The organism is Campylobacter sp. LR291e (assembly GCF_008633915.1).
Classification (GTDB): domain Bacteria; phylum Campylobacterota; class Campylobacteria; order Campylobacterales; family Campylobacteraceae; genus Campylobacter_D.
In genome coordinates this window covers 141,483-165,465 of record NZ_VJNV01000026.1, presented here as the reverse complement: position 1 = coordinate 165,465, position 23,983 = coordinate 141,483, and the positions used below count along the sequence as shown (strand labels likewise).

The 23,983-nt window shown below is 29.1% G+C and carries 23 protein-coding genes; 20 read left to right on the top strand and 3 right to left on the bottom strand.

Going from position 1 to position 23,983, the window contains the following annotated elements; all coding sequences use genetic code 11:
- Position 1 precedes the first annotated feature (1 nt).
- The 6 genes from FMM58_RS06420 to argS are packed head-to-tail and all read left to right on the top strand — an operon-like array spanning position 2 to position 5,415.
- Positions 2–637 (top strand): ABC transporter ATP-binding protein, encoded by a 636-nt coding sequence (locus tag FMM58_RS06420; RefSeq protein ID WP_150141178.1) that lies wholly within the window; start codon positions 2–4, stop codon positions 635–637.
- Positions 624–1,391 carry a flagellar biosynthetic protein FliR gene (fliR, locus tag FMM58_RS06415; RefSeq protein WP_150141176.1) on the top strand — a complete coding sequence of 256 codons (768 nt, stop codon included), beginning with the start codon at positions 624–626 and terminating at the stop codon, positions 1,389–1,391. Before FMM58_RS06420 ends, fliR begins: the two co-directional genes overlap by 14 nt.
- Before the next feature lie 53 nt (positions 1,392–1,444).
- Positions 1,445–2,971 (top strand): hypothetical protein, encoded by a 1,527-nt coding sequence (locus FMM58_RS06410; protein ID WP_150141174.1) that lies wholly within the window; start codon positions 1,445–1,447, stop codon positions 2,969–2,971.
- The gene (gene gmk / locus FMM58_RS06405) at positions 2,968–3,585 is read left to right on the top strand and encodes a guanylate kinase (protein WP_150141172.1); all 618 of its coding nucleotides are present in this window, start codon (positions 2,968–2,970) and stop codon (positions 3,583–3,585) included. Before FMM58_RS06410 ends, gmk begins: the two co-directional genes overlap by 4 nt.
- A 15-nt stretch (positions 3,586–3,600) precedes the next feature.
- Entirely contained in the window at positions 3,601–3,816 is a 216-nt protein-coding gene (gene tatA / locus FMM58_RS06400) for a twin-arginine translocase TatA/TatE family subunit (protein WP_411675305.1), read from the top strand.
- A 3-nt stretch (positions 3,817–3,819) separates the two neighbouring features.
- A complete protein-coding gene (gene argS, locus FMM58_RS06395) occupies positions 3,820–5,415 on the top strand; it encodes an arginine--tRNA ligase (RefSeq protein WP_150141168.1) in 1,596 nt (531 codons plus the stop codon).
- Here the strand turns inward: argS and hemW are convergent.
- Positions 5,412–6,467 carry a radical SAM family heme chaperone HemW gene (gene hemW / locus FMM58_RS06390; protein ID WP_150151487.1) on the bottom strand — a complete coding sequence of 352 codons (1,056 nt, stop codon included), beginning with the start codon at positions 6,465–6,467 and terminating at the stop codon, positions 5,412–5,414. The genes argS and hemW overlap by 4 nt on opposite strands.
- Positions 6,468–6,558: 91 nt before the next feature.
- On the opposite strand from hemW, the gene FMM58_RS06385 reads away from it, so the two are divergent.
- From FMM58_RS06385 to cmoA, 10 genes are read left to right on the top strand one after another with little or no spacing between them, the layout of a single operon-like run.
- Positions 6,559–7,029: an RNA pyrophosphohydrolase gene (locus FMM58_RS06385; protein WP_150141164.1), complete on the top strand. Its 471-nt coding sequence runs from the start codon at positions 6,559–6,561 to the stop codon at positions 7,027–7,029.
- On the top strand, positions 7,029–8,228 hold the full coding sequence (locus tag FMM58_RS06380) for an aspartate kinase (protein WP_150141162.1): 1,200 nt from the start codon (positions 7,029–7,031) through the stop codon (positions 8,226–8,228). Before FMM58_RS06385 ends, FMM58_RS06380 begins: the two co-directional genes overlap by 1 nt.
- Before the next feature lies 1 nt (position 8,229).
- Positions 8,230–8,763: a HobA family DNA replication regulator gene (locus FMM58_RS06375; protein WP_150141160.1), complete on the top strand. Its 534-nt coding sequence runs from the start codon at positions 8,230–8,232 to the stop codon at positions 8,761–8,763.
- A 9-nt stretch (positions 8,764–8,772) separates the two neighbouring features.
- Positions 8,773–9,384 (top strand): DNA polymerase III subunit delta', encoded by a 612-nt coding sequence (locus tag FMM58_RS06370; RefSeq protein ID WP_150141158.1) that lies wholly within the window; start codon positions 8,773–8,775, stop codon positions 9,382–9,384.
- Positions 9,381–10,535 carry a dihydropteroate synthase gene (folP, locus tag FMM58_RS06365; RefSeq protein ID WP_150141156.1) on the top strand — a complete coding sequence of 385 codons (1,155 nt, stop codon included), beginning with the start codon at positions 9,381–9,383 and terminating at the stop codon, positions 10,533–10,535. Before FMM58_RS06370 ends, folP begins: the two co-directional genes overlap by 4 nt.
- Positions 10,532–12,478, top strand: coding sequence for an NAD-dependent DNA ligase LigA (gene ligA, locus FMM58_RS06360; protein ID WP_150141154.1), 1,947 nt, complete (start codon positions 10,532–10,534; stop codon positions 12,476–12,478). The genes folP and ligA overlap by 4 nt, the downstream gene beginning before the upstream one ends.
- Entirely contained in the window at positions 12,471–13,460 is a 990-nt protein-coding gene (locus FMM58_RS06355) for a hypothetical protein (protein ID WP_150141152.1), read from the top strand. The genes ligA and FMM58_RS06355 overlap by 8 nt, the downstream gene beginning before the upstream one ends.
- On the top strand, positions 13,450–14,208 hold the full coding sequence (locus FMM58_RS06350; RefSeq protein WP_150141150.1) for a TlyA family RNA methyltransferase: 759 nt from the start codon (positions 13,450–13,452) through the stop codon (positions 14,206–14,208). Before FMM58_RS06355 ends, FMM58_RS06350 begins: the two co-directional genes overlap by 11 nt.
- Positions 14,177–15,037 carry a bifunctional riboflavin kinase/FAD synthetase gene (locus FMM58_RS06345; RefSeq protein WP_150141148.1) on the top strand — a complete coding sequence of 287 codons (861 nt, stop codon included), beginning with the start codon at positions 14,177–14,179 and terminating at the stop codon, positions 15,035–15,037. The genes FMM58_RS06350 and FMM58_RS06345 overlap by 32 nt, the downstream gene beginning before the upstream one ends.
- Positions 15,034–15,738, top strand: coding sequence for a carboxy-S-adenosyl-L-methionine synthase CmoA (gene cmoA / locus FMM58_RS06340; protein WP_150141146.1), 705 nt, complete (start codon positions 15,034–15,036; stop codon positions 15,736–15,738). The genes FMM58_RS06345 and cmoA overlap by 4 nt, the downstream gene beginning before the upstream one ends.
- Positions 15,739–15,824: 86 nt before the next feature.
- On the opposite strand, the gene tpx is transcribed toward cmoA, so the two are convergent.
- The gene (tpx, locus tag FMM58_RS06335) at positions 15,825–16,340 is read right to left on the bottom strand and encodes a thiol peroxidase (protein WP_150141144.1); all 516 of its coding nucleotides are present in this window, start codon (positions 16,338–16,340) and stop codon (positions 15,825–15,827) included.
- Positions 16,341–16,414: 74 nt separating this feature from the next.
- Entirely contained in the window at positions 16,415–18,439 is a 2,025-nt protein-coding gene (locus FMM58_RS06330) for an ATP-dependent helicase (RefSeq protein ID WP_150141142.1), read from the bottom strand.
- 106 nt (positions 18,440–18,545) lie between these two features.
- Here FMM58_RS06330 and FMM58_RS06325 point away from each other — a divergent pair, with 106 nt between their 5' ends.
- Genes FMM58_RS06325 through FMM58_RS06310 form a run of 4 tightly spaced genes read left to right on the top strand, consistent with a single transcriptional unit; the run spans position 18,546 to position 23,981 of the window.
- The gene (locus tag FMM58_RS06325) at positions 18,546–19,430 is read left to right on the top strand and encodes a hypothetical protein (protein ID WP_150141140.1); all 885 of its coding nucleotides are present in this window, start codon (positions 18,546–18,548) and stop codon (positions 19,428–19,430) included.
- 21 nt (positions 19,431–19,451) lie between these two features.
- A complete protein-coding gene (locus tag FMM58_RS06320; RefSeq protein ID WP_150141138.1) occupies positions 19,452–22,064 on the top strand; it encodes a valine--tRNA ligase in 2,613 nt (870 codons plus the stop codon).
- Positions 22,061–23,074: a methionine ABC transporter ATP-binding protein gene (locus tag FMM58_RS06315; protein ID WP_150141136.1), complete on the top strand. Its 1,014-nt coding sequence runs from the start codon at positions 22,061–22,063 to the stop codon at positions 23,072–23,074. Before FMM58_RS06320 ends, FMM58_RS06315 begins: the two co-directional genes overlap by 4 nt.
- A complete protein-coding gene (locus tag FMM58_RS06310) occupies positions 23,064–23,981 on the top strand; it encodes a methionine ABC transporter permease (RefSeq protein WP_150141134.1) in 918 nt (305 codons plus the stop codon). Before FMM58_RS06315 ends, FMM58_RS06310 begins: the two co-directional genes overlap by 11 nt.
- Positions 23,982–23,983 lie beyond the last annotated feature (2 nt).

Sequence of the window (23,983 nt, the reverse complement as noted above, 5' to 3'; positions counted from 1 at the left end):
AATGGAGCTTTTAAGAGCGGAAAATCTTACTCAAAGCTTTGATTATCCGCTTTTTTCAAATTTAAATTTTACTTTAAATTCAAAAGAATCAGTAGTTATTCAAGGTAGTAGTGGTTGTGGTAAATCTACACTTTTACATATTTTAGCTACTCTTTTAAAGCCAAATTCTGGCAAGGTTTTTTACAAAGATAAGGACCTTTACTCATTAAAAGAAAATCAAAGAAATGAAATTCGCCGTTTTAAAATGGGTATAATCTTTCAAACTCATTATCTTTTTAAAGGCTTTTCAGCCTTAGAAAATGTCGAACTTTCAAGTGTTTTATCGGGCAATAGTTTAGATGAAAATATTTTAAAAAAACTAGGTATTGATATGCTTTTAAATCAAAAGGTATCAAAATTAAGTGGAGGACAACAACAAAGGGTTAGTATAGCAAGGGTACTTTGTAAAAAGCCCGAGATTATTTTTGCTGATGAGGCCACTGGAAATTTGGATTTTGAAAACGCAAAGAATGTTATAGAAATCCTAATTGATTATGTTAAAACAAATAACGCAGCTTTATTTTTTGTAACCCATGATAGTAAGCTTGCTTCTTTTTGTGATAGAATTTATACCCTAAAAAATTATGGAATTTGTTAATTATTTAACGGATAAAAATGTCGCTACCTTTATGCTGTTATTTGCTAGAATGAGTGGTTTAATCGTTTTTTTTCCATTTTTTTCTCACAATGCTGTTCCACTTACCATTAAAACTTGCATAGCACTTTTTTTAACTATTTATTTATTTCCACTTGCAAGGCTCGATAATGTTCATTTAGATAGCTTTTTAATCTTGCAAATTTTAGCTGAAATTTTATTTGGTATGGTTGCAGGTCTTATGCTAGACCTCGTTTTTTATATAATAATGATGGCAGGTGAGGAAATAGCCTTTAACATGGGCTTAACTATGGCAAATGTTGTAGATCCTAGTACTGGTTCTAGTGTGCCCTTAACTTCGCAGCTTTTGCACCTTTTAGCTATTCTTGTATTTTTAGCCTTTGACGGGCATCATTTAATACTTTTATTTATGGGCTATAGTCTTGATTATATAGAACTTGGCGTATTTTTTCCGGGTGAAGATTTCTTACATTATATAAATAATGCTATGTTTAAGGTATTTTTAATAGGTTTCACAATGGCCTTTCCAATTACTGGCATTATTTTACTAGCTGATGTTATCTTTGGGCTTTTAATGAAAACTATGCCACAATTTAACTTACTTGTAGTTGGTTTTCCTATAAAAATAGGACTTGCAATAGCAGTTGTGATTGTAATTTTATTTGCAATGATGCAGTATTTTAAGGAACTTATCTTAGAAACTTTTTCAAATATGCAAGTACTTTTTTTTACATAAGCTAAAAATAAATTAATTTATCATAAAATAACGAACAAATTTAAGGATAGACTATGAAAATTTTACTTCTTAATGCAAATCCTGTTGTATCAAGGCTTGTAAATCTTAGCGTACAAAAACTTGCCTATAAAATTGAAGAATTTGAAGAATGCCCAAAGGACCCAAGTGGTTTTGATGTGATTATCTTAGATAGTGATATTCAAGCTGATTTACATTTTTTAAAAACTAAGTGTAAACGCCTTATTTATTTAATACCTCGCAATAAAGAGTGTGAAGAAAAAAATGTAGAATTATTACAAAAACCATTTTTGCCGACTGATTTTATAACACTTTTAAATAATAAGCCTATGAAATTTGATGATAGTGTTATTGTTGAACCTGTCAAAGATGCGATTGAACCAGCTGAAAGTTGTGATATAAATCCTTATGATGATTTGCAAATAAATTTTGATGATTTAAATTTAGAAGATTTGCCAGATGATAATTCTGTTATAAATCCTTTGGAGATTGATGATAAGGATATAAAAGAAGAATTAGAGGACTTAGATAATGATAAAAAGGATGATGAGGGCTTTGAAGAAGAATTAAACATAGATGATTTAAATTTAAGCGATGATGAAGATTTTAAAGACCTTGGCGAAGAAAAAGAACCTGAAGAATGTATAGAAGAAGCCAAGGAAGAAGAAAAGATTGAAGAAGGTATAGAAGAAGTAGATGATTTTAAAGATGATTTGGCGAATTTTGAAGAAGAGATAAGGGATGAAAATTCCAAAGAAATTAGTGAAGAAGTTAGCAAGGATGAGAATTTAGAAAGCGAGAAATTAGATTTTAGTGAAGATTTAGAAGATGATGAAAATTTAGATGAAGAGAAATTAGAAAAAGAAAATTTCGAAGATGTTGTAGCAAGCATACCAGAAGAAGAAGATTATAAGCATGTAGAAAAGATTAAAGATGTTAGCTTAAAAGAGGTGGATACTAAGATTAAAGATGAGACTCCAAGCGATGTACCAAGCGTTGATGAAAAGGAAAAAGAACTTGATTTTGATGACTTGCCAGAAGATGCTAAATTCCTAGGTCAAAAAAGCGAAGTTGATGAATTTAAGGATGATTTAGCACCTATTATAGAAGAAGATGATATTAAAAATATAGATGATACTAAAGAATTAAGCGTACAAGAACAAATCAAAGAAGAATTGGCCCAAATTGATGAACTGGATATGGAAATCTCACAGGATAATAGCACTAAGGTTTTAGAAAATTTTAAAGAAGAACCTATATTAAATACTGATGAGTTAGGCGTTGAAAATGAAGACTTAGTCGTACCCGTCTTGCCTGAAAATGATTTTGATGAGTTAAAAGAAAGTGATATACAAGAAGCCTTAGGCGAAGAAGTTAGCGAACATGCCATTAATATAAGCACTGGTATTAGTGGTAAAAATGATGAAATCGAACGAGAATTAAGCCAAAGCATAGCTAAAACAATTGCCTCAAGCATAAATGATGATACACTAAAAGCTGCTTTAAAGGGTATGAATATGAATATAAATATTAAAGTAAGCTTTGAAGAAAGTAAGAAGTGAAACCTTATATCTTGCTTGTATCAGGGCCAAGTGGTGCCGGTAAATCCACGCTTTTAACGAGATTATTTGCTGAATTTGAAAAGGATTTGTATTTTTCTATTTCTTCAACTACTAGAGAACCAAGAATGAGTGAAATTCATGGGAAAGATTATTTTTTCGTTACTCAAAAGGAATTTGAAAGAGATATAAAAGAAGGAAATTTTTTAGAATATGCTAAGGTACATGGTAATTATTATGGTACTTCTTTAAAGCATACCTTAAAGGCGTTAGATAGTGGCAAAATAGTAGTTTTTGATATAGATGTACAAGGCTTTTTTATAGCTAAGGAAAAAATTGGTGAAAAGATAGTTTCAATTTTTATAACCACTAAAAACGAGGCTAAATTAAAGCAAAGGCTTTTTAAACGAAATGCTGATAAAATGTCTGATTTGCAAAAAAGACTTGATAACGCAAAGGACGAAATGAAGGCTTTAAAAGATTATGATTATTTGATTATTAATGATGATTTAGAAAAAAGTTATAAGCTTTTAAGGGCGATTTTTTTAGCACAAAGGGCTAAAATTACAAATCAAAATTTAAACGAACTTCAAAAGTTATGGGAAAAAGGAGATTAAATGGGTATTAGTTCAATAGGTGTATGGCAATGGGTCGTTATTTTATTGATAATTGTTTTACTTTTTGGGGCTAAGAAAATACCAGAACTTGCTAAGGGTTTGGGTAAGGGCATAAAGACCTTTAAAAGTGAAATGAATAGCGATGAAGATATTAAAAAAACTGAAAAATTAGAAGAAAAAGCTGACTTAAATCAAAATGATGCTAGCATTAACGAAAATAAAAAAGCTTAAATTTTGAAAAATATAGTTTATAAAGAAATTTATCAAATTTTAAATCGTGATTTTATCCTTGAGAATCCTAAGGATAAAAATTTAGCTCATTTTGCTACGCCACTGGCTTTTTCTTTGGCTAAGGAATTTAAAAAATCCCCTAATGTAATAGCACAAGATTTAGTTTGTAAATTCAAGGAAAATGATTTATTTGAGAGAGTTGAAGCGGTAAATGGCTATTTAAATTTTAAACTTTCAAAAGGCTTTTTAAATACACTTGCTACAAAGTCCTTAACAAATTCAAAGGATTTTGCAAGGGGTAAAAAAAAGGATAAAAGTTTCTTACTTGAATATATTAGTGCAAATCCTACAGGACCTCTTCACATAGGACATGCAAGAGGGGCTATCTTTGGCGATAGTTTAACTCGTATTGCAAGGCATTTAGGGTATAAATTTGACACAGAATATTATATAAATGATGCTGGAAATCAAATAGCCTTGCTTGGAAAATCCGTATTTTTAAGGGTAAAAATAGACTTATTGAAAGAAAATGTAAGCTTTGATGATGATTGTTATAAGGGCGATTATATACTTGATTTAGCAAAAAAGGCTTTAGCCAAATTTAACGAAGTTTTTTTTAAAGATGGTAGTAATATTAAAGAACTAGCTGATTGGGCAAAGGATGAAATGCTTATTTTAATAAAGCAAGATTTAGAAAATGTTAGAATAAAAATTGATTCTTATGTTAGTGAAAAATCCCTTTACAATGCTTTAAATTCCACGCTTTTAGCCCTAAAAGAAAGTGGTGGTACCTATGAAATGGATAATAAAATTTGGCTAGCATCTACAAGGTACAAAGATGAAAAGGACCGCGTTATCATAAAGGATGATGGGAGTGGAACTTACCTTGCAGCTGATATTGTTTATCATAAGGATAAAATGAGTAGGGGTTATGATAAGTGTATTAATATCTGGGGGGCTGACCACCACGGCTACATAGCTAGAATGAAGGCTGCCATGGCATTTTTAGGCTTTAACCCTGATAATTTAGAAGTTATATTAGCCCAAATGGTTTCTTTATTAAAGGATGGCAAGCCTTATAAAATGAGTAAAAGGGCAGGGTCCTTTGTATTAATGAGCGAGGTTATTGATGAAATAGGGGTTGATTGTTTGCGTTTTATGTTTTTAAGCAAAAAATGCGACACTCACTTAGAATTTGAATTAAATGCCCTTAAAAAACAAGATAGCTCAAATCCAGTTTTTTATATAAACTATGCACACGCACGAATTCACCAGCTTTTCATAAAGGCAGAACTTGACATAAAGGATATTATAAACGAGGATTTACAAGGTTTAAACGAAGATGGTATAAATTTACTTTTTGAGAGTTTAAATTTATCTTCTGTTTTAAATGATGCCTTTGAAAGTAGGTCCTTGCAAAAGCTTTGTGATTATTTAAAAAATTTAGCCTCTTTGTTTCATAAATTTTATAATGAAAATCGTGTAGTTGGTAGTAAGTATGAAAAAATGCTTTTAAAGCTTTTTGCAGTGGTATCTTTAAGCATTAAAACAGCTTTTGATTTAATGGGTATAAAAGCCCTTGATAGAATGGAACATTAATCGCTTAAAAAAAGAACTAATTCATCGCTTAAAAGGTAGTTTGTATTATAAAATTTATTATTTTTAAATTCTAGCTTTTTTTTCTTTGTTAAAAAAAGTGCTTTTTCAAGCTGGGTTTGATTAAGCCTTTTTTTATCTATGCCAACTATAGAGCGAAGTCCTAAAAATAAATGTTCTAAATTTAAATCCTTTTTATTTAATACTTCAATATCCCTAAAACTTGGATTTTTAATATAATCTTTTAAATTAGACTTTGTATAAAATCTAGCATTATTCATAAAACTAACCCCACTAAGCCCACAAGCTAGATAATTTTTACCCTGCCAGTAAGAAAGATTGTGTTTGCAAATTTTACCAAAATTGCTTACTTCATATTGTTTAAAACCTAAATTTTCAATACTACTTATAAAAAAACGCATTAAATTTGAGGTATTTTTTTTAAAATAATCCTTTTTGTAAAAACGAGTATTTTTTTCTATACTAAGATGATAAGCACTAATATGTGTTAAAATGTGCTTAAAATTTTCTAAATTTTTTAACTCGTATTCAAGCATTTTTTTATTATCTAATTTTGTATCATATATTAAATCCAAATTTATATTTTTAAAACCTATTTTATAAGCATTTTCAAGGGCTTTTATAATCTCATTTTTTAAGTGATTACGGCCTAAAAATTTAAGTTTTTCCCTGTTAAAGCTTTGGGCTCCAAAAGAAATTCTATTTATATTAAAATTTTTCATTTGATAAAGCCAGTTATAGCTAGCAGAATTTACATTTGCTTCTATTGAAATTTCAGCTTTACTTAATAGGAAATTTTCTAAAAATTTAAAAAGTTTTTCATAATAAACAGAAGGTACTACACTTGGTGTTCCACCTCCAATAAAAAGGGTCTTAATAGAGTTTTTTTTAATATTAAAATAAGTAAATTGAAATTTTAAATCATCAAGCAATGCGTTAAAATAAGGCTTTTCTAGTCCATTTTTCTTTAAAGAGGTAAAAGAACAATAAAAACATTTTTGTTCGCAAAATGGAATATGTATATATAAATGCAAATTAAACCTTAATTTATCTTTTTATATAGCATTTTAATCAAATTTTGATTTTATTTAAGTTAAAATCACGCATTAAATTTTAGGAAAGGGTATGCAAAAAGAAAAAAATTATAGACCAAATGTCGCTGCTGTTGTTCTTTCAAATGCATATCCTTTCGAGTGTAAGCTTTTTATTGCTAAAAGAAGCGATATGGAAAATATCTGGCAATTTCCACAAGGTGGCATTGATAAGGGAGAAGATATTAAAAGTGCTTTGTTTAGGGAGTTAAAAGAAGAAATTGGCACTGATGAGATTGAGATTATTGCTGAGTACCCTGAGTGGTTAAGTTATGATTTTCCTGCTAAGGTTGTTCATAAAATGTATCCTTATGATGGGCAAATTCAAAGATATTTTTTAGTACGTTTAAAACAAGATGCTAAGATTAATATACATACTAAAAATCCAGAATTTGAAGATTATCGTTTTGTTGATATGAAAGAAGTTTTCGCACTTACTAATCATTTTAAAAAAAAGATTTATTGTAAGGTTTTAAAATATTTTGAGGAGAAAGGTTATATTTAATGCTTATAGTTCAAAAATACGGAGGCACTAGTGTTGGCGACTTAGAACGTATCGAAGCAGTGGCTAAACGTGTTATTAAAAATATAAATGAAGGTCATCAACTTGTAGTTGTCGTTTCTGCAATGAGTGGGGTTACTAATCAACTTATAGATTATGCAAATTATTTTAGTTCTTTACCAAATGGAAAAGATATGGATATGCTTTTAAGTAGTGGTGAAAGAATTACTTCAGCCTTACTTTCAATAGCCTTAAATGAAAAAGGCTATAAGGCGGTTGCTTTTTCGGGTAGAAATGCAGGAATTATGACAGATAGTATATTTACAAAGGCTAGAATTCAGCACATTGATACTAGTATGATTAAAAATGAACTTTCACAAGGTAAGGTTGTGGTAATTGCTGGTTTTCAAGGAGTTGATTCAGATGGTAATGTTACGACTTTGGGTCGTGGTGGAAGTGATTTGAGTGCTGTGGCTGTTGCAGGGGCTTTAAATGCTGATTTGTGTGAAATTTATACAGATGTTGATGGGGTTTATACAACAGACCCACGCATTGAACCTAAGGCTAAAAAGCTTGATAGAATTTCTTATGAGGAAATGCTTGAACTTGCAAGCCTTGGGGCTAAAGTGTTGCAAAATCGCTCTGTCGAACTTGCCAAAAAATTAAATGTAAATTTAGTTACAAGAAGTAGTTTTAATGATAATGAGGGAACAATGATTACAAAAGAAGGAATGGAACAGGTCTTAGTTAGTGGTATAGCTTTGGATAAAAATCAAGCAAGGATTACTTTAAGAAAGATTAAGGATAAGCCAGGTATAGCAGCTGAAATTTTTACCTCTCTTGCTAAGGCAAATATAAATGTGGATATGATTATTCAAAATGTCGGGGTAGATGGGGCCACAAATTTAGGCTTTACTGTGCCTGAAAATGAGCTAAACTTGGCAACTAAAAATATGCGTGAAATTTTAGGAGAAGACGCTGTTATTGAAAGTGATATAGCTGTTGTAAAAGTTTCAGTGGTTGGCGTTGGTATGAAATCTCATTCTGGCGTGGCTTCAATGGCATTTAAAGCTTTGGCTGATGAAGGAATTAATATAGGCATGATTAGTACAAGTGAGATTAAAATTTCTATGATAATTAATGAAAAGTATGGAGAATTAGCCGTTCGCACCCTGCATTCTGTGTATGGTTTGGATAAATAAAATGGGAGATTTGCATAGTTTTAGCCTTGATTATATTAGAAACAATGGGGTTTTTTATTCTTGGATGGAAACTCGCCGTTTAGAATGGGCTCCCTTAATGCAAGCAAGATTAAAATTACTTTTAGAAGGACGTACTTTTATTTTAATATGCGATGATTCTCGTTTATGGTATGAAAATTATTTTTTACAATCCATTAACGCAAATCCAGCTAGACCTATGCTACCCTTTGTTTCTTTAAGGGCATTTTATGATAAGAAATTTCAAAACAAAGAAGATATAGCCCTTTTAAATGATATGCTAGAAATCGCCTTTCCAAATGGTTTTGTATATTTTTATATAGGCTCAATACACGATAAAAAATCTCAAATAGCAAGGTCAAGAGATGATAGCTTGTTGTGGATTTTTGATGAACAATTGCAAGATAGTTTTTATCTAAATTCAAAGGATAAGGATTTAGATATGAAATTAATCGTTCTTTTTAAACTTCTTGATAAAAGCTTAGATGCGATTTTATTTTCTAAGATTAGTATTTAAGGATCTTTTTTGTTTATTAGTAAAATTTTAATTAGCGAAGATTTTGACAATATAAAAGCAGATATGATTAAAAAATATGGACTTAATAATCTTCGTTTTATCCCAAATTTAGTAGCACCAAATTTTTTAATAGAACACGCAAGGGCTGTTGAAAAGGAAAGCTATATAGCCGAAAAAGATGAAAAAATCATAGTTTTAATGGCACAACACTACGAAGTAGAAGCACAAAATTCCTTATTAAAATTATTTGAAGAACCTCCTAAAAATATTAAATTCTTACTAGTTGTTCCATCTAAGAATTTATTACTTCCTACTATAAAATCTCGTTTGATTTGCGAAAAAGTACGAGTACAAAAAGAAGAAAGAAATTTAAATTTAGACCTTAAAAAGCTTGATTTAAAAGCAATTTATGATTTTTTAGAGAAAAATGAAAGATTAGAAAAGAATGTTTTTTTAGAAAAAATTGTTCTTTTATGCAAGGAATGCTTGAAAATCACAGATTTTAACGAAGAAGAGCTTGAATTTTTTTATGAAAGCTATGAGTTAGCAAAGCTAAATTCTAAAAGTGGGGTGATTTTTGCTACACTTTTGCTTAATTTTTATTTAAAAGACAGGAAATGATTTTTTATAAACTAAACGAAGAAAGCGACTTTAATCTTTTATGCGAATTTATCAAACCTCACAAAATGGGGCAAGAGATTATGTCAAAAAAGACAAAGACGCATTTTATATTTATTAAGGATATAAGTTGTAGTGCTGCTAATATCTTAAAACAAGATTCTTTAAGGGTTGGTGCTGAATTAGTTACAAATAAAGATATAATAAGTTGTTGCAAGGAAAATACAAATGCCCTTTTACTTGCAAATGAAGAACAAATTTTAAAATTAATCCAAAAAGAAAAAAAGCAAGATTTTAAGCTAAAAAATTTAGCCCTTTTTTTGCAAAGTCATTTTTCAAATTCAAATACAAATTTGAAAAGCCCTAGATTAATGGCTATAATAAATATAAATGAAGATAGTTTTAATGCTGATTCTAGGGTGAGTGAAAAGGCATTTGAAAAAAGATTAATCTCTTTTTTAGAATTAAAGCCTGAATTTATTGATATTGGAGCAGTTTCATCTCGCCCTGGGAGTTTGTATTGTGGGGAAAAAGAAGAATTTAAAAGACTTAAAAATTGCCTTGATTTAATCTATAAAAAAAATTATTATAAAGAGTCAAATTTTAGCCTTGATAGCTTTAATGAGTATTGCCTTGAATATGCCTTAAATAAGGGCTTTAATTTGATTAATGATATAACTGGTTTAAAAAATGAAAATTTAGCTAAACTAGCACAAAATTATAAGGCAAGTTATTGCTTAATGCATATGCAAAATGACCCCCTTACAATGCAGGAAAATCCTTATTATAATGACTTGATAAGCGAGATTAATGATTTTTTTGGAGAAAAGCTTGAAATTTTAGCTAAGTATAAAATCAAAGAAGTAATTTTAGATGTTGGCATTGGTTTTGGAAAAAGCCCAGTTCATAACATGCTTTTAATCAAGCATTTAGGACATTTTTTGCACTTTAATAAGCCCTTATTAATCGGGGCAAGTAGGAAAAGCGTTATAAATGCTTATTTTAAAAGCGAAGTAAAAGAACGACTAGCAGGGACTTTGTATCTACATTTACAAGCCTTTAAAAATGGGGCTAATATAATTAGGGTGCATGATTTATACGAACATAAGCAAATGTTTGCTTTAAACTTGGCTATGGGGGAGCTTATTTTATGAACTATGATGAGTATTTACAAAAAATAAATTTAGCAAATGAATGGATGAGGACGTACTATGAAAAGGATATGCCCTTAGCAAGTGATGCAGAATACGATGCTTTAATTAGAGAACTAAAAGAATTTGAAAGCAATAACAAAAATTTAATAAATGCAAATTCCCCAACTCAAAAGGTAGCCCCCTTAATACAAAGTGAGTTTCATAAAATCAAGCATTTAGCGAGAATGTGGTCAATGGAAGATGTTTTTAACAAAGATGAATTAAGGGCTTGGATGAAAAGGATAAAATGTGAGAATGATTTTTTCATTGAGCCAAAATTTGATGGGGCTAGTTTAAATTTACTTTATGAAAATGGACATTTGATAAGTGGGGCTACAAGGGGTGATGGCGAGATTGGAGAAGATATTAGCTTAAATGTTTTTGAGATTGAAAATATCCCTAAAGAACTTTCTTATAAAGAAAAGATTGAGATAAGAGGCGAGGTTGTTATATTAAAAAAGGATTTTGAAAGCTTAAATCAAAAAAGAATGAGTGAAAACAAAGGTCTTTTTGCAAATCCTAGAAACGCAGCAAGTGGCAGTTTAAGGCAACTTGATACGAGTATTACTAAACAAAGGAATTTAAAATTTTATCCTTGGGGCGTGGGTTTTAACACTTTAAAATTTACAAAACATAGCCAGGTAATGGAGTTTATAAGAGAACTTGGCTTTTTAAAGGATGATTTTGTAGGACTTTGTAAGGATTTTGATGAAGTTGTAAAAGCCTATGAAAGCTTACTTAAAAAAAGAGATGAAAAGCCTATGATGATGGATGGAATGGTAGTTAGGGTTGATGATTTAGCACTTTGTGAAAGTTTAGGTTATACCATTAAATTTCCAAAGTTTATGGCAGCTTTTAAATTTCCACCTCTTGAAAAAAGCACAAAATTAATTGATATAAATTTGCAAGTTGGAAGAAGTGGAGTTGTAACGCCTGTGGCTGTTTTAGAACCTGTAAATTTAGATGGGGTTATAGTTAAAAATGCTAGTTTGCATAATTTTGATGAGATAAAAAGGCTTGATTTAAAAATTAATGATTATGTAAATGTTATTAGAAGTGGGGATGTAATCCCAAAAATTACAAATGTTTTTAAAGATAGGAGAACTGGGATAGAAAATGATATTAAACAACCTAAATTGTGTCCAGTTTGTAATAGCATTTTGCTTGATGAAGGGGCTTTGATAAAGTGTCAAAATTTAGACTGCAAGGCAAGATTGGTAAATTCTATAATTTATTTTGTTAGCAAAAAATGCCTTAATATAGATGGGCTTGGAGAAAGCATAGTACAACTCTTATTTGAAAAAGGCAAAATTTCAAGCGTTGAAAGCATTTTTTATTTAAAATACGATGATTTTAAGGATTTAGAAGGCTTTAAAGATAAAAAGATAAATAATTTATTAAACGCCATTGAAAACGCTAAAAATTGTGAGTTGACCCGTTTTATAAATGCCTTAGGTATTGAACATATAGGAGAAGTAGCGGCTAAAAAACTAGCTACAAGCTTTGGTTTAGAGTGGTTTAAGCAAGATGAAAACGCACTTTTAAAGCTTGATGGTTTTGGTATAGAAATGGTTAAAAGCATTTTGGACTTTGTTAGGGTTAATGAAGAAAGAATTTTACATTTTTACGCACTTTTAAAATTAAGTGTTGAAAAAAATGATATAAATGAAGAAAGCATATTTTTTAATAAAAGTTTTGTAATAACAGGCACTTTAAGCAAGCCAAGGGATGAATTTAAGACCTTGATTGAAAAAATGGGAGGTAGGGTTAGTTCTAGTGTTTCAAAAAAAACTGATTATGTGCTTTTTGGTGAAGAGGCTGGTTCCAAGCTTGATAAGGCAAAGGCCTTAGGCGTTAATTTGCTTGATGAAAATGCCTTTAATGCCCTTTTAAATAATGTTTAAAATTCTAGCTCTGCTTAGTCCTTTTTGCTTTTTGATAAGTTGGCAGCATTTTGTTTTTGCCCCATTTTTTTTATTTTTTAGCTTTTATGGAATTTTTGTTGAATTTAAAAGCTTTTTACAAGCTAAAAAACAAATTTTAAAAACTGCAACCATACTTGAAGAAAGCCTATTTTATAAGCTTACAAATGGAAATTTTTTTATATATTTTATGACATTTTTTTTAAGTTTATTTTGCATTTTAAGCTTATTTGTAAATTTGCTTAATCTTGAAAGTATAGATTATGTTTTTTTATTTGTTTTTTTGCCATTATTTTTACTAATTTTTAAAAAAAGCCTTTTTTCTCAGTTTAAAAAAAATGCTTATAATGATTTTAGAATTATCATTTTTACTAGTTTTTTAATCGCCTTAATTTACGCACTTTTTAAGCTTTTTTTTATAGAAAATCAGCCTCAAAATTTAAGCATATTAAGCGATAATATTAAATTTTATAAGGGCTCTAAGCTTTTATTATTAGATAAACTTTCTTATATTTTAAATATGCTTATGAGTTTAAAGCTTTTTTTGCTTTATTATTTGGGTAATTTTTATTTTAAACTTTTTTCTTTTATTTTTGATTTTATGAATTTTTTTATATTAAGTTCTGTTATAGCATATTTATATAATTATTGTTTTAAACTTAAATTTAAATTTTTAATCCTTAGTCTAAGCCTTATTTTATGCACCCTTAGCCTTTATACCATACCTTATAAAAACGCTGCTAGTCTTGATTATAATAAAGAATTAATCTTTTTAATAGATAATTTACAAAATTTAAAAGAACAAAATTTAAGCAAAATGCAAGAAAATACAAAAAATTTAAACAAGCAATTAAAAGAGATTGAAAAAGTGCTTAATAAAAACACTTACGAGCTTTTTAAGTGGTGGTTTTCTGATGAAAAAAAAGAGTTACAAAAAATGCTAAGGGATTTAAATGAGATTTGACACCTTTATAGCTTTGCGTTTAAATATAAGTAAAAATAAAGCAAAAGAATTAATATTAGTAGGTCAAATTTCTTTAAATAATGAAAATTTTAAACCATCTTTTAATGTTAAAAATTATTTATCAAGCTTAGATAAAAAAGCCATTTTAAACGATGAAGAGATACTTTTTTCAAATCTTTTAAATCTTAGTTTAAAGGATGAGTTTTATGTAAGTAGGGCAGCCTTAAAATTAGAAGCCTTTTTAAAAAATCATTTTGTAGATATTAAGGATAAAAACTGCTTAGATATAGGAACGAGTACTGGAGGTTTTGTACAAATTTTACTTAAAAACGGGGCTAAATTAATTACAGCAATTGATGTTGGAACAAATCAACTTCATAAAAGTCTAAAAAATAATCCAAGGATTAAAAGCCTTGAAAATATGGATTTAAGGGATTTTAAAAGCGATGAGAGTTTTGAGTTAATTACTTGCGATTTAAGTTTTATCTCGCTTTTAAAGGTCCTTATTTATATTGATAATTTAGCCTTAAAAGATATAATTTTACTTTTTAAACCTCAATTTGAAGTTGGAATAAAGGCTAAGAAAAGCACTAAGGGCGTTGTGCTTGATAAGGATGAAATTACAAGGGCTAGAAAGAATTTTGAAAAAGCTTGTGAAAATTTGGGCTGGGTTTTAAAAAAATGCGAAGAATCGTTAGTTAAAGGAAAAAATGGAAATGTTGAATATTTCTACCACTATGAAAAATAGGGTCAAAAGCCTAGCAATAGGCTGTTTTGATGGCCTTCATTTAGGACATAAAGAACTTATAAAGCATTTAGATGAAAATGGAATTTTATTAATCATTGATAAATTTAAGGGCTTAGTACTTTGCGATAAAGAAGATAAACAAAAATTAAGCAAAAAAGAACTTGTAGAATTAAATTTTAATGAGATTAAAAACTTAAGTCCTTTAAAATTTTTAATAATACTTAAAAAAGAATTGCCAAAACTTGAAAAAATAGTCGTTGGATATGATTTTACCTTTGGTAAAAATAGGCTTTGTGGGGCAGGTGATATTGAAAAATTAAGTGGCATAAAAACTATAATAGTGCCCGAAATTAAGCTAAATGGCATAAGCATTCATTCAAGTTTAATAAAGGAATTTTTACAAAATGGCGACATTGATAAGGCAAATGCTTTTTTAGGTAGATTTTATAAGATAAAGGGCTTTGTAATAAGTGGTCAAGGTCTTGGAAAAAGGGCTTTATATCCTACCTTAAATTTAAAAAATGATTCTTATTTTGTGCCAAAAATGGGGGTTTATGTAAATTTTACCCGTATTAAAAATACTATTTTTAAAAGCGTTTCTTTTGTAGGAATTAGAATGAGTGATGAAAATTTTAGCATTGAAACGCATATAATAGAAAATTTTAAGCTTGATATAAAAGAAAATGAAAAAATTGAGCTTTTTTTTGTTAAATTTCTAAGAGAAAATGCTAAATTTAGTGATTTAGATGCCTTAAAATTTCAAATTTCAAAGGATATTAAACTAAGTTTAAAATTCCTTGAAAACATAGATAAAAAGGAGCTTTTATGAGAGATAAACTTTTTCAAAAAACACCACAAAAACAATTTGAATTTGATAAAAATGTAGCTAGTGTTTTTGATGATATGTTAAAACGTTCTATACCTTTTTATAGTGAAAATTTAAATCTTTGTGCTAATATCATAGCAAAAATGGCAAAAAAGAACGCTAAGATTTGTGATTTAGGCTCATCAACAGCAAATTTATTAATAAAACTTTTTGAATTAAGAAAGGATTTTTTACTTTGTGGAGTTGATGAGGCAAGTGCTATGCTTGACCTTGCAAGGACTAAGGCTAAGGCTTATGGGACAAATATTGAGTTTATACAAGCAAATTTAAACGATTTTAATTTTTTTAAAAATGATATATTTATTGCAAGTTATACCCTGCAATTTATAAGACCCATGCAAAGACAGGCCTTGGTTGATAAAATTTATAAATTTTTAAATAAGGGAGGTTTTTTTATTTTAAGTGAAAAAATACTTTATGAGAACGCAAAAATCGCAAAAATAATGATAGAACTTTATTTTGAGTTTAAACAAAGGCAAGGATATAGCGAATTTGAGATTGCATCAAAAAGGGAGGCCTTAGAAAATGTACTAATTCCTTACACTCAAAAAGAAAATATTAAAATGCTTGAAAACGCAGGTTTTTCACGCATAGAAAGCATTTTTAAATGGGCAAATTTTGAAAGTTTCATAGCTTTTAAGTAAGGCTTATTTGAGTCTGTGAAAAATTTAAAGATAAAAAATTAAAATTTAAGTATAAAAACAATTTTGGGCTAAGATAGCCCAAAAACTTAGTGACAACCACAACCTGAATTTTTTGCAAAAAATTCATCAAGTGCTGTTATATTTGGCATATTTGTAATTTCGCTAACTATTTCCTTATAAGCGATTTTGCCATCTTTTATAACAAAAACAGCCCTTGCTAAAAGTCCTTCAAGTGGGCTATCTTCTAGTAAAACTCCATATTTTTTGCCAAATTCTTTATTTAAAAAATCACTTGCAACGACTAAATTTTCTATGTTTTCAGTAGAACAAAATCTACCCATTGCAAAAGGTAAATCCATACTTACAACAACAACTTCTGCACTCTTGTAACTTGCTATTTTTTGATTAAATTCTCTAGCCTCAGTAGCACACACAGCCGTATCAAGGCTTGGTAAAGACAAAATAATTTGAGTTTTTCCATTTGGGGCTATTTCAACTAGGCTTAAATCCTTTGCCTTTAAATTTAGTTTTGGAGCACTATCTCCTACATTTACTGCATTTTCATTTAATTTTACAGCGTTACCTTTGAAAGTTACCGACATTTTTTCTCCTAATTTTAAAATTGTGCGAAAATTATAACCAAAAAATATTAAGCAAAAATGACTTATGTTAATTTTTATATAAATTCGCCCTTGCTAAGTCCTGCTTCTACTAAAAAACAAGATGGTGCAAAGCTTGTTTTTTTATTATTATCATAACGGGCATAACTTAGATAAAGCCTATCCTTTGCCCTAGTAACTGCTACATAAAAAAGCCTTCTTTCTTCTTCTAAGCTTCCACCCATTGAGATAAGTTTTTGATTAGGAAAGCGACCCTGTGCTAAGTCTATAACAAAAACAAGGCTAAATTCCAAGCCCTTACTAGCATGAACGCTTAATAAATTTACCCCACTTCCACTACTTATCTCACTAGCCCCAAGGGTTAAAAAATTATAATACTTATCTGCCTTTGTGTAATCTTTTGAAAGATTTTTTAAGATTAAAAGCTTAGCTTTAATCTTTTCTAAATTTTCACTCTTTTTTAATATATCAACTTGTCCAGCTTTATTTGTAGCCCTTTTAGTAGCTAAAATTTCGCAAATATGCTTAAAAAAAAGATTATTATAAATTAATTCAATCAAAAATAAGGGATTGTTTTGATTAATGCCATTTTTTATATATAAAAAGAGTTGTTCTAAATTTTTAGCACAATTTTCATTTATCTTTGAAAGCTTTAAAATAGGGTGTTTGTTAAATTCACTTTGCAAAGAAAATCTTGTTTCATTTTCAAAAATATCAAGTCCTGCAAAAAGCCCTAAGTCATAATTGCTTTGCAAGGTACCTTGTAAATTTACATCTTTGTCAGGTTTTAAAAAGCCCTTTATTAAATTTCCATGACCTAGTTTTAAAAGCCCGTCAAAAATTTCTTTTGCTAAAACTGAGCCCACACCAGCAGTATATTGCATTAAGTGCATAAAGGCCATTATATCTTTATTATTAATTAAAAGGCAAAACATAGCACAAAATGCCTTTATTTCAAGGCTATCAAAAAAACTTCTACTATCCTTTCTAAGACTAGGTATTCCAAGATTTCTCAAAGCTATTTCAATATCATCAGCACTAGAATTATTACGAAAAATCACAGCTATTTTATTATGTGAAACCCCACTTGTTTGTATCATTTTAGCAATTTCTTTACATTGTAAAATATTATCGCTAAAGCTAAGCAAAACAGGGGCCTTAAATTCACCTTCTCTGGTAACTATAAGTTCTTTTGGATAAAGCCTTTCATTGTTTATAATAACTTTATTTGCAAGGGCTAAAATGCTTTTAGTTGAGCGGTAATTTTTATTAAGAGAAAAAATTTTAGCATCCTTAAAACGTTTATCAAAGTTACCTATAATGCTAATATCAGCACCATTAAAGGCATAAATACTTTGGTCATAATCACCCACGCAAAATAAACTTTTACTTTCAAAGGCCTCTATTAATGAACTTTGTAAGGAATTTGTATCTTGATATTCATCTACTAAAATTTCTTCAAAATCATATTTATTTTCTTTTAAGTGATTTTTAAGATTAATTAATAAATCGTTAAAATCAAGATAATTAAAACGTTTTTTTTCACCCTTGTACTCTAAAAAAATATCTTCATAAATTTGAGCAAAAACGCTTTGTTCTTCGTAATTTTTACAAAACCATTCTTTAAAATCCTTATCAAAAGCAGTATTGCAAAACAAAGAATAGATATCATATAAATAACTTGCTTGATAAGGTTTTAATTCGCTTAAATGAGAAAATGAACGTTTTTCACAAAGGCTTTTTAATAAAAGTTTTAAATCAACTGCAGTTTTTAAGCTAATATTTTTATCTATCTTTTTAAGCAAGGTATAAGCAATGCTATGAAAGGTACCTGCCATGATTTTACTTGTAATTTCCTTGCTAAAATAATTATTTAATCTTGCTATCATCTCGCCACTTGCCTTATTCGTAAAGGTTAAAAGCATGATTTTATCAGCAGGTATTTTTTTGTTTAATAAAAAGGCTATTCTAGCTACTATGGTTGAAGTTTTGCCAGTACCTGCACTAGCTATTATTAGATTATGTCCTAGTGGGGTAGTTGCAGCTCTTAGTTGCTCATCATTTAATTTTGAAAGTGGCATTTGTGTCCTTAAAAAGCTGAAATTATAAAAAAAAATTGCTTAAAAAATATAAATTTTAATTATCTTGTTATATAATTTATTTTTGATAACTTTTAAGGATTGAATAATGAATTTAAAGATTTTTTCTATTATAGTAGGCTTTTTTATAATTATCTTAGTAGTACTTGGTGGGACTTATTATTATTTATTTGAAATGCCAGAAGAAGAAACGATAAAGGTTGCTACTCCAAGCTTCAATAGTATAAATAATCAATTTTTAAACACTGATACAATTAACGAACAAGCTTTAAACAATAAAGAATCAAATTCAAATTTAGCCTTAAATGAAAATTTAAGCACATTAAACACAAATGAAACAAAGGAAAGTCCAAAGGTTAAAGAATTAAAAAAAGAACTAAAAAAGGAAGTTAAAAAAGAAATTTTAAACGAAGATAATATACACTCAGTTACAAATACAAAAACGTCTCAAAAATTAAGCTTTAAAAAGACAAGTGAAAAAACGCCAAATTTAAATACTATTAAAGAATATCAACAAAGGGGTAAGGATTCAAGATTAGAACCATTTTTAAGCACTGAAAATGTAAAGGTTTATATAATGGAGGGAAAGTCCTTGACAAATTATAGAAAGGGGCTTTTAAAGGATATGCTTTCTCCTATTCAAAATCGCTCAAAAGATTATAATTTAAGCGTTTTTATACAAATGCTACCTAAAAATAAAATGGATATTAGCATTTACAATAAAGATATAATTTTTTCAGAAAAGAAAAAGGCTTATAAATACATTACTTTAAATGATATAAGTGATTATAAAAACGACTTAAAACACCTAAATGAAAGGGTTAAAAGAGAAGAGATTATAAAAAAAGTGAATTTTAAGCACAATGTAAATTTAAAGGGAAGTGATTTTGCTAAGCATATTAAAAACTTAAAACAAGGCATTAGCGAGGCACAATATTATTTTCCATTTTGTGAGATTATACAAATTAATTAAGCTATAAATCAAGGTTTTAACATGTATGATAAAAATATAGAAGAAAAATATTATTCAATTTGCGAAAATAGGGGATATTTTGAAATAGATGGAAATAAGGCTATTCAAAAGAAAAATAAAACTTTTTGTATAATGATGCCCCCACCCAATGTAACAGGAATTTTACATATAGGACATGCTCTAACCTTTACCTTGCAAGACATAATGGTTCGTTATAAAAGAATGGATGGCTATAAAACGCTTTATCAACCTGGGCTTGACCATGCAGGTATTGCTACTCAAAATGTGGTTGAAAAACAGCTTTTAAGTCAGGGTATCAAAAAAGAAAATTTAAGTAGAAGTGAATTTATAGACAAAGTTTGGCAGTGGAAAGAAAAAAGCGGGGGTCAGATTTTAAATCAAATGAGAAGTTTAGGTATAACTCCTGCTTGGTCTAGGCTTCGTTTTACTATGGATAGTGGCCTTGTAAATGCAGTTAAAAAGGCCTTTGTAAATTTGTATAATAAGGGCTTGATAGAACGTGGCAATTACATGATTAATTGGTGCACTCATGATGGGGCACTTAGTGATATAGAGGTAGAATACAAAGAAAATTATGGAAAACTTTATCATATAAGGTATTTTTTTAAAGATAGTAAGGATTATTTAGTAGTAGCTACTACAAGACCTGAAACCTTTTTTGGTGATACAGCAGTAATGGTAAATCCAAACGATGAAAGATATAAAAAATTTATAGGAAAAGAGCTTGTTTTGCCACTATCTAATAAGATTATTAAAATAATTGGTGATAATCATGTGGATATGGAATTTGGAACAGGCGTGGTAAAGGTTACACCAGCACATGATATGAACGATTATGAGGTAGGTTTAAGGCATAATTTAGAATTTTTAAGCATATTTGATGAAAAGGGAATTTTAAATGAACATTGCTTGGAATTTCAAGGCTTAGAAAGATTACAAGCAAGGGATAAAATAGTAGCAAGTTTACAAGAAAAGAACTTTATAGAAGATATACAAGAACATAAAAATCAAATGGGATATTGTTATCGTTGTAAAAATATCGTTGAACCATATATTTCAAAGCAGTGGTTTGTAAAAAAAGATATAGCAAAAGAAAGTATTGAAAAAGTAGCCTTAAAAGAAAGTAAATTTTACCCAGCACATTGGATAAATAGCTTTAATGCTTGGATGAAAGAACTTCGCCCTTGGTGTATTTCAAGACAGCTTTGGTGGGGTCATCAAATCCCTGTTTATTATTGTGCGTGTGGGAATGAATTTGCTAGTGAAGATAGCCTTAGTATTTGCCCAAAATGTGGCAGTAAAGATTTTAAACAAGATGAAGATGTGCTTGATACTTGGTTTTCTTCTGGTCTTTGGGCTATGAGTACCTTAGGCTGGGGCAATGGTGATTGGGGTAAAGATAAGCTTTGGAATGAGAATGATTTAAAGGAATTTTATCCAAATTCTTTATTAATTACGGGCTTTGATATTTTGTTTTTTTGGGTAGCTAGAATGATGTTTCAAAGCACAAATTTACTTCATAAGCTTCCCTTTAAACATATTTATTTACATGCACTTGTTAAGGATGAACAGGGTAGAAAGATGAGCAAAAGCCTTGGGAATGTGATTGACCCAAATGAAAGCATAAAAGAATATAGCGCTGATATTTTGCGTTTTACACTTGCTTTAATTGCCATTCAAGGCAGAGACATAAAGCTTAGTAATGATAAACTTTTGCAGGTTAGAAATTTTACAAATAAGCTTTATAACGCAGCGAATTACTTGCTTCTAAATGAAAATAAATTTGAAGATTTAGAAAATATAGAACTTAAAAGCAGTTTAGCTAAATTTATAAATGCTAAATTTCAAGATTGTGTTAAGGAAGTAAGGGAAAATTTAGATAATTATCGCTTTAATGATGCGGCAAATTGTTTATATAAATTTTTCTGGGATGATTTTTGCGATTGGGGCATTGAACTAAGCAAGGCTGAAAAATCAAGTGTAAAAGAACTTGGCAGTATTTTTAAAAGTGCCTTAAAGCTTTTGCATCCATTTATGCCTTTTTTAAGTGAGTTTTTATATCATAGATTAAGTGCTACTAGCCTTGAAAATTCTGATTCTATAATGATTTCTAGCTATCCAGTTGTAAATAAACAAGATGAAAAAATTAAAAATTTATTTGAACTTTTGATAGAAAGTATAGTTAGCATTAGAAGAACAAAGACCTTACTTGAATTAAAAAGCATTGAAAAAGCTTATATAAAATTAAATAATATGGGATTAAAAGAAGAGTTAAAAAATTTAGAAATTTTCATAAAAACCCTTGCAAAATGTCAAAATATAGAATTTACAGATAAGATTATAGAAAATGCAGTAAGGGATGTAAGTGAGAATTTAGAACTTTTCATAAGTTTAGAAAATGTGGATTTGAGTGCCATTATTGCAAGATTTAATAATCAAAAAGCAAAGCTTGAAAAAGAAATTAATAAATTAAACAACATGCTTGGCAATGAAAAATTTATAGCAAACGCTCCTAAAGAAGTGGTAGCTACTAATAAGGAGGCATTAAAATCTTTAAATGAACAACTTGCTAAGATTGAAGAGGAATTAGATAAATTTAAGGTTAAAAATTGATTGATATTAAGAATTTAAAAAAATATTATGACAAAGAACTTGTAATAAATGATGTTTGTTTGCACATAAATAAGGGTGAAATTTATGCTATTGTTGGGCATAGTGGGGCTGGAAAATCCACGCTTTTAAGGTGTATAAATGGCTTAGAAGATTATCAAAGCGGTTCTTTAATGGTTTTGGGTAAAGAAGTTTCTAAGCTTAAAAATAGACAAAAAGAACTAAGAATTCTAAGAAAAGACATAGGCATGATTTTTCAAAATTTTGCCTTAATGAATTTAAAAAGTGTCTTTGAAAATGTAGCCATGCCTTTAAGGTCACATTATACGCAAAGTAAAAGCCTTGCTAGTCTTTTTAAAAAAGAATTTATGAGTGAAAAAGATGTCAAAAAACGCGTTTTAGAACTCTTAGACATAGTTGGGTTAAACAATAAAATAAGGGCATTTCCAAGGGAGTTAAGTGGAGGACAAAAGCAAAGAGTAGCCATTGCTAGGGCACTTGCTTTAAATCCCAAGATTTTATTAAGTGATGAGGCTACTTCTGCACTGGACCCAAACACTACTAAAAATATCTTAGAGCTTATCTCAAAGATAAATAAAGAATTTAATATAACCGTAGTTGTGGTAACGCATGAAATGGAGGTTGTAAAGGATATTGCTAAAAGGGCTATTTTATTAGAACATGGACAAATTATAGGGCAGGGCAGTATAGATGAATTATTTTTAAGGCCAAATGAAAAAATGAGAGAATTCTTAGGAGAGAGTGAGTATTTGCCAAATTCTGGTTTAAATATAAGGCTTTATTTTCCAAAAGAAGTAGCTCAAAATCACATAATTACACATATGGCAAGGAGTTTAAATATTGATTTTAACATAGTTTGGGGTAAGATTGAAAAGCTTGGCGATGAGGCCTTAGGAAATTTGGTTATAAATGTTGATGAAAAAGATAAGGAAAAAATATTAGTTTATCTCAGTCAAAGTGGCGTTTTATGGGAGCTTGCAAATGGAAAATAATTTTAGTGAAATTTGGGTTAATTTTAAAGAAAGAATTGCAAATTTTATAGATGAATTTTCCTTTGAAGGCATTAAAGAAGTAAGCATTAACTCCATCAAAACCTTTCCACAAAATTACGAAAATATCCTTAAACTAGCCCTTGAAGAAACTATTTATATGAGTTTAGTTTCTGTTATAGTTGGTTTTATTTTAGCTATTATTCCTGGAATTTTACTTGCTATTTGGGGAAAAGATGGTATTAGTGAAAATAAAATCGCTTATAATATCTTAGATTTTATCACAAATATTTTAAGGGCCTTTCCTTTTTTGATATTAATAGTAGTTCTTTTACCACTTTCAAAGATAATAGTAGGTACTAGCATAGGCACAAACGCAGCCATAGTACCTCTTTCAATAGGGGTTGCCCCTTTTTTAGCAAAAATGCTAGAAAGTGCCTTTAAAGAAGTAGATAAAGGCGTTATAGAAGCAGCTAAGTCTTATGGGGCTAGTAATTTTCAAATAATCTTTCGTGTAATTTTTATTGAGTCAATGCCAAGCATTATAAGTGGGGTTACCTTAGTTTTTATCTTTACTATAGGCTTTTCTGCATTAGCTGGCACGGTTGGAGGAGGTGGCTTAGGAGACGTGGCCATTCGTTATGGTTATGAAAGATTTAATCAAGAAGTAATGATACAAACTGTTGTTATTTTACTTATCTTAGTACAAATCGTTCAAATTTTAGGAAATTTATTTTATATGTGGGCAAAAAATAGCAAAACTATGTTAAGTCTTATAGTGCTTTCTTTGCTAGTATTGTTTAAATTTATCTTAGAACTTTCAAATGATGAAAGTCCTATTTTAATGAGTGTTTTACTCTTTTTTCTAGTACTTAGTCTCTTGTTTAGATTAAGGAAATTTAAGGCTTAGCT